This is a genomic window from Chitinophaga sp. RAB17, assembly GCF_052114225.1.
In the GTDB taxonomy this organism is placed as follows: Bacteria; Bacteroidota; Bacteroidia; order Chitinophagales; family Chitinophagaceae; genus Chitinophaga.
Genome location: NZ_JBFREI010000021.1, coordinates 82,636 through 90,766 on the forward strand (window position 1 = coordinate 82,636; position 8,131 = coordinate 90,766).

The following is an 8,131-nucleotide window of genomic DNA, read 5'->3' on the forward strand; positions in this document are numbered from 1 at the left end:
ATTTAATCAGTGACAACTTCCCAAACAGATGTCAACAATGATAAGAGATATGAATTCCTCTTTGTATGAATGCCAGCAATAACAAAAAACATCGTTCTTAAACTTAATTCAGACTTAACTTTTTATCACTTTTTAGAATTCCGATTTACACTATTATAGTCACTTGTGTCAAATTTTTAGATATGTTTTCCCTTCCTGCTAACCAAAGAGCCATCTGGTTTGAACAGAAACTGTTTTTGCAATCCGCCATATACAATGTATGTGTGTATACGCACATACACGGAAGTATAGATGTTAGTTTATTCGAAAAATCCATCTATATACTAATTGCGCAAAATGATGTACTCCGCTCCGGATTTGAAGAGATAGACGGCATACCCCGGCTTTTGATAAAACCAACTGTTCCTGCTGATGCCTCCATCTTTTCTTTCCTGGATTTTTCAAACGATGAAAATAGCCAGAAAGCCTGCCAGGAATGGATGAACAGGCAATCTGTTTCGCCTTTGCCATTCACTGAAAACAAGCTGTATACCTTTGCATTGCTAAAACAATCAGCTACTTCCTATTGCTGGTATATTAAAATGCACCATACAATTGTGGATGGCTGGAGCATTCCGCTGATGGTCAGTAAACTCTCAGCCATATATGAATCGCTGTCAGAAGGTACACCTGTTTCTTCTGATACCACGTTTTCCTATCTCGACTATGTACGGGCAGATCAGGCGTATACACACTCATCCACATTCACACAGGACAAAACATATTGGGAACAGCGGTTTTCAACAGTACCTCCCCAACTCTCTGCAGGCATCCGGGACACCAAAAAAGAGGAGTTCCTGATCAGCAGCATCCGGAAATCAGTGTCGATAGACAAACAGTTTTACGAAAGCATACGTTTGCTGGCCTCCCGGAATAATGTTACCACCTTCCATGTTTTCCTGGGCATATTTTACACCTATTTCTCACGAATCAGCCGCAACAATGATCTCGTTATCGGTGTACCCGTACGGAACAGGGACAATGCCGCATTCCTGGAAACCCTCGGCCTGTTTGTAGGCGTGCTGCCTTTCCGGATGAGTTATGCCTCCTCCCTTACCTTTGAGCAGCTACTGCCTCAAATCCGGGATGCTTTCCGGCAGGACATGGTACATCAGCAATTCCCGATTGACGAAATCATCAGGATAGCAAAGTCCAAACAACCGGATTTGCATTCACTTTTTGACATTACCATCTCTTTCGAAAAAGTAAACTACAATACCCGGTTTAATAACTTCGAAACAGCAACCGCCGTTGTATCACATCATGCGGAAAAATCGCCACTAGCCATATTTATACGGGAATCACAGACAGAAGATGTCACCGTAAATTTTGATTTTAATATTGGCCACTGGGATGAATATTATACAGATGAGTTCCTCGGGCAATTCCAATCGCTGTTGGCCACCCTGATCCAGTCACCCACGCAAACTATTGACCAGGTGCCGGTGATAACATCCACAGCAAAAGCTGCGTTGCTTAATCAGCCATGCGGAGTCGCAACATACCCGGGAACAATGGTGACGCAATTCGAAAAAACAGCTGCCTCATACCCGGAAAATATGGCCGTTGTATTTGAAACACAACAGCTCACTTATGCCAGTCTGAACACACAAGCCAATACGTTGGCACATTATCTCCGGAATACTTATAAAGTAAAGCCCAACGAAATCGTCGCCTTCCTCATCCCCAAATCAGCGAATGCGATTATTGCCATCCTGGGCATTCTTAAATCAGGGGCCGCCTATCTCCCTATCGATCCTGCTTATCCGGAAGAACGAATAAAATTTATGCTGGAAAATTCCGGCACCAAATTATTGCTGACTGAAAGCAATATTGAAGCACCCACATTCGATGGCGATCTTCTTTACATCGACAAACCAGTGTATTCCGGAGAAAGCCCGCTTAATCCGCTCCCGGTAAATACGCCCGATGATACCAGCTACATTATATACACCAGTGGCTCTACCGGTCAGCCAAAGGGTACGGTGATAAAACATGCAGGAGCATTGAATACGGTGATGGAATATTTAAAGGAGATTAATATCAAGTCTGCTGAAAATTTCCTGTTGTTTGCTTCTTTGTCTTTTGATGGCTCCGTGCTGGAAATGTTCATGCCGTTATATGCCGGCGCCACCATATACCCTGCATCAAAAGATGTCATTGCTGATTTCGATCGCTTCTCCAATTTCCTGAGTGAAAACGAAATTGCAGCGCTGATAATACCTCCTTCCTACCTGCGTAATCTTAATAAGGCATCATTAGCTAAAGTAAGGGTGCTTATCAGCGCCGGCGAACCTGCCATACCACGGCTGGAATTAAACCTCCGGGACGAACAGGAATACGTCAATGCCTATGGTCCCACAGAGTGCAGTATATGCACGACTATTTTCAAGGAAACAAAAAATATCAGCAGGAATGTACCTGTCGGAAAGCCTATCAGCAACATGCAGGTGTATATCCTGGATGAGCAACAACAACTGATGCCTGCCGGCGTTCCGGGTGAAATTTATATTGCCGGAACAGGCCTGGCAAAAGGCTATTTAAATAATGCGGCATTAACAGCCACTAAATTTATCCCCTCTCCTTTTGAAAAGGATACACTACTATATCGCAGCGGAGACATCGGACGCTGGCTGTCTGACGGCAATATCGAATACCTGGGAAGAGCAGACGACCAGGTGAAAATAAGAGGCCATCGCATAGAACCCGGTGAAATTGAAATAGCGCTCACCCTTCATACAGCGATACAAAATGTGGCAGTGGTGATAAAAGAATTGAGCCGGAATGAAAAAGCATTGTATGCCTTCGTAGTCACCAAAGATAACACGACAACAGACACACTGTACAGGTTTCTCAGGAAAACCCTGCCGCACTTCATGATACCGGACAGGATGTTCATCGTGAAAAATATTCCGCTCACCATCAATGGAAAAGTGGATAAAAGAGCCCTGCTGGATACCGTGATAACGGAATCGGACAAGGTATATGTAGCTCCAAAAACAGCGCATGAAAAATTAGTCGCCAGCATATGGCAGGATTTACTGGGCATACCACATCTGAGCATTACCGACAACTTTTTCCAGTTAGGCGGGCATAGCCTGAAAGTAGGGCAGTTTATTAACATCGTATATAAACATACCAGTATCCGGCTGGTGTTCAGTGAGGTATTCCGTGCTGCCATATTAAGAGATGTAGCCACACTCCTGGACAACAAACAGTCTGTTACCACGCGGGAACTGGTAAAGATCCCGGAAAGAGATTACTACCCACAATCTTCTTCTCAAAAACGCTTGTACCTGTTGCAACAGCTCGAAGGAGCAGGAAACAGCTATAATATGCCAAGCGCCTACCAGGTGCAGGGAAGGATTGATATTGAACGCCTGGAAAAATGCTTTACGGATTTGATAGCACGGCACGAAGCGCTGAGAACAGCTTTTGAAATGAGGGATGGCATGCCCGTGCAAATCATACAAGCTGCTACCCCTTTCCGAGTTGGTTATACAAAAGCAGCGGCAACAGCACAAGCACAGCTGATACAATCATTCATCCGTCCGTTTGATCTGTCGGCGCCCCCATTACTGAGAGCCCATGTATATGATTTCGGCGATGCGAAACAACTGCTCGTCTTCGATATGCATCATATCATCTCTGATGGTATTTCTGATGCGGTATTTATGGAAGAACTGGAGCTGCTTTATAACGGGGAAAGCCTCGAGCCTCTAACCATTCAGTATAAAGATTTTTCCGTATGGCAAAATAATATGCTCGCTTCGGAGAGCATGCAGGAGGAGCAAAACTATTGGCTGCAGCAGTTTTCACAGGAACCGCCTGTGCTCTCTTTACAAACTGACTACCCAAGACCGGCAACAAAATCCTTTAACGGGAACAGAATAACACTTGCATTACCGGAAAACATCTCCCGGCAACTACATACGCGCAGCATACAACTGAGTTGTACCATCAACCAGTTACTACTGGCAGCTTTCAAGGTATTGCTATATAAATATTCCGGGAATGAAGATATCGTAGTCGGTACACCGGTAGCCGGCCGTACCAGGACAGAACTGGACAATGTATTGGGCGTATTTATCAATACCCTGGCACTGAGATCCTATCCTTCCGGCCAAAAGACGTTCAAAGCTTTCCTCGCCGAAGTAAAGCAAACCAGTATAGACGCCTTAAAAAACCAGGAGTATCCTTTTGAGCTCCTGATAGAACAGCTGGAGTTCAAAAGAGATGTGAGCCGCAATCCCCTGTTCGATGTCATGTTTGCTTTCCGGTATGATGAAGGTGAAGAGCTACAGCTGGCAGACGCCATCCTCAGTCCCGTGGAAGATATTTGCGGCACCAGTAAATTTGACCTGCTGATGGAAGGCGTTAAAACCGGATCCAATATTGAATTGGATCTTGAATACAGTACCGATCTTTTCAATGAGGCTACAGCTCAAGCCCTCCTGCAGCATTATGTAAATCTGTTACAGCAGATCGGCGCATCGCCCGACAAAAAACTGGCAGATATCAACATCCTCACAATAGAGGAAAAACGACGCCTGCTGACGGGAAACAACAATATGTCTGCCCGCTATCCAACAGATAAATGTTTGCATCAGCTATTTGAAGAACAGGCTAACAAATTTCCGGATGCACCTGCATTGGTATGGAACAACCATCAAATGACCTATGCAGCACTGAATACAAAAGCCAACCAGGTAGCTGCGGCTATCAGGACACAGCTGCCAACAGCTAAAAATCCTATTATCGCGGTACTGCTGGACAGAAGCCCCGACATGATCGCCGCCCTGCTGGGAATATTAAAGGCAGGTGGCGCTTATCTTCCTATGGACCCCGATTATCCGGCAGACCGTATCAGCTATATGCTGGAAGATAGCGGCGCCCCGTTATTCATCACACAGGCGACCATTGATCCTGCATTCAACTACGCCGGCACTGTTATTTTCATGGATCAACTGGAAGAAGAAACCGACTTCATACCTGTTGACGTACAGCCGCAGGACCTTGCCTATATCATTTACACTTCCGGATCCACCGGTCAGCCTAAAGGCGTAATGATTGAACACCGGAATGTGGTCAGACTTTTATTCAACGATAAAAACCTGTTCGACTTCTCTGAAAAAGATACCTGGACACTTTTCCATTCCTATTGTTTCGATTTCTCTGTATGGGAAATGTATGGCGCTTTGCTCTATGGCGGCAAGCTGGTCATTGTTCCTAAAATCATTGCACAAAATGCCAACGACTTCTTACAGCTATTACAACAACAACAGGTAACCGTACTCAATCAAACACCTGGCGCTTTCTATCACCTGCTGGCTGCAGCAATGGAGCAACCAGCAGCGGATCTGAGCCTACGCTATGTGATATTCGGAGGCGAAGCACTCAAGCCCGGAAAGCTCAAAGGATGGCCCGAAAAATACCCTGACTGCAAGCTGATTAACATGTATGGCATCACCGAAACAACGGTGCATGTTACGTATAAAGAGATTACACAAAAAGAAATCCATCTCAATACCAGCAATATCGGGAAACCTATCCCCACCCTTTCCTTATTGGTATTGGATAAGGATCAACAGCTGGTCGCCCAGGGAGTGGCAGGAGAATTATGTGTGGGTGGCGCAGGACTCGCCCGGGGTTATCTCAACAGAGAAGCACTCACAGCCGAACGATTTATTGATCACCCATATATTGGGGGAGAAAAATTATACCGCACCGGTGACCTGGCTAAAATGCTGCCAGGTGGCGATTTTGAATACCTCGGCAGAATAGATCACCAGGTAAAAATAAGGGGCTTCCGCATAGAGCTGGGAGAAATAGAAAACAAACTGTTGTTACACGATGCCGTAAAAGACACGCTGGTAATAGACAGGGAAGATCCTGCCGGCGATAAATATTTATGCGCCTATGTGATCAGTGAGGAAGAGATAACAACAGCGGATCTGAGAAAGCATCTGGCGGCTTTCCTTCCAGACTATATGGTTCCCGCCTTCTTTATGGTGATGACCCATTTCCCGCTGACCGGCAACGGAAAAATAGACAGAAAGCAATTACCTGTTCCTGAAGAAACAGACCTTTCTTCTGCCGGTTACGAAGCACCGGTAACGCCTACAGAAATACAACTGGCAGCGTTGTGGACGAAACTATTGAACGTTCCAAGAGTAGGCTTGCATGATCATTTCTTTGAACTCGGTGGCCACTCGCTGAAAGCGGTGAATGCAGTAGCCGGAATTTTCAAAACATTCCAGGTAAGCCTGCCATTAAACCTGTTCTTTAAAAACCCTACTGTAAAAGAACAGGCTGCCTATATCGACACCCATCAAAAAGAGCAGGTAGAACAGATTCAACCCGCCCCGGTTCAACCGTTTTATGCCCAGTCCTCTTCCCAAAAACGCTTATACCTGCTGCACCAGATCGAAGGTTCAGAAAACAGTTATAACATACCAAGCGCATTCAGGGTAAAAGGAAGAATCGATATCCAACGCCTGGAAAAATGTTTTACGGATTTGATCGCACGACATGAAGCGCTGAGAACAGCCTTTGAAATGAGGGATGGCATGCCCGTGCAAATCATACAGGCGGCGATGCCTTTCCACATTGGTTATACAAAAGCAGCAGTAACAACACAAACGCAGCTGATACAATCATTCATCCGCCCATTTGACCTCTCAGCGCCACCATTGCTGAGAGCCCATGTATATGATTTCAGCGATGCAGAACAACTGTTCCTCTTCGATATGCATCACATCATCTCTGATGGTATTTCTGCTGCCGTATTTATGGAAGAACTGATGCAGCTTTATAACGGCGGAAGTCTTGAGCCTTTAACCATTCAGTACAAAGACTTTGCGGTATGGCAAAATAATATCCTTGCTTCCGACAGCATCCAGGACCAGCAAAAATATTGGCTACAACAGTTTTCAGAGGAAGCACCCGTGCTCTCTTTACAAACTGATTACCCTAGACCCGCACTCAAATCCTTTAATGGGAAAAGAATACAGTTTGCATTGCCGGAACACCTCTCCCGACAATTGCATACACGCAGCACACAACTGGATTGTACCATCAACCAGTTATTACTGGCGGCTTTCAAGGTATTACTATATAAGTATTCCGGAAATGAAGATATTGTAGTCGGTACACCGGTAGCCGGCCGTACCAGGGCCGAACTGGATAAAGTATTGGGCGTATTTATCAATACCCTGGTGCTGAGATCTTATCCTTCCGGCCAAAAGACGTTCAAAGCTTTCCTCGCCGAAGTAAAACAAACCAGTGTAGACGCCTTAAAAAATCAGGAGTATCCTTTTGAATTCCTGATAGAACAACTGGAACTGAAAAGAGATATGAGCCGCAATCCGCTGTTCGATATCATGTTTGCTTTCCGGCATGAGGAAGAAGAACAGTTGCAGCTGGCAGACGCCATCCTCAGCCCCGTAGAAGATATTTACGACACCAGCAAGTTTGACCTGCTGATGGAAGGTGTTAAAACCGGGCCACATATTGGATTAAGTCTTGAATACAGTACCGATCTTTTCCATGAGGCAACTGTTCACGCGCTCCTGCAACACTATGTAAATCTGCTACAGCAGATCACCGCATCACCCGACAAAAAACTGGCGGACATCAACATCCTTACCGCCGTGGAAGAACAGAGGTTGCTGACGGGCAATGACAATACATTCGCCCACTATCCAACAGATAAATGTTTGCATCAGCTATTTGAAGAACAGGCTAACAAATTTCCGGATGCACCTGCATTGGTATGGAACAACCATCAAATGACCTATGCAGCACTAAATACAAAAGTCAACCAGGTAGCTGCTGCTATCAGGACACAGCTGCCAACAGCTAAAAATCCTATTATCGCAGTACTGCTGGACAGAAGCCCCGACATGATCGCCGCCCTGCTGGGGATATTAAAGGCAGGTGGCGCTTATCTTCCTATGGATCCCGATTATCCGGCAGACCGTATCAGCTATATGCTGGAAGATAGCGGCGCCCCGTTATTCATCACACAGGCGACCATTGATCCTGCATTCAACTACGCCGGCACTGTTATTTTCATGGATCAACTGGAAGA

General features: G+C 45.5%; 1 protein-coding gene. It reads left to right on the top strand.

Annotation, left to right across the window (positions count from 1 at the left end):
• Positions 1-182: 182 nt before the first annotated feature.
• A partial coding sequence (locus AB4Z08_RS34900; RefSeq protein WP_441578411.1) for an amino acid adenylation domain-containing protein occupies positions 183-8,131 on the top strand: 7,949 nt, incomplete at its 3' end.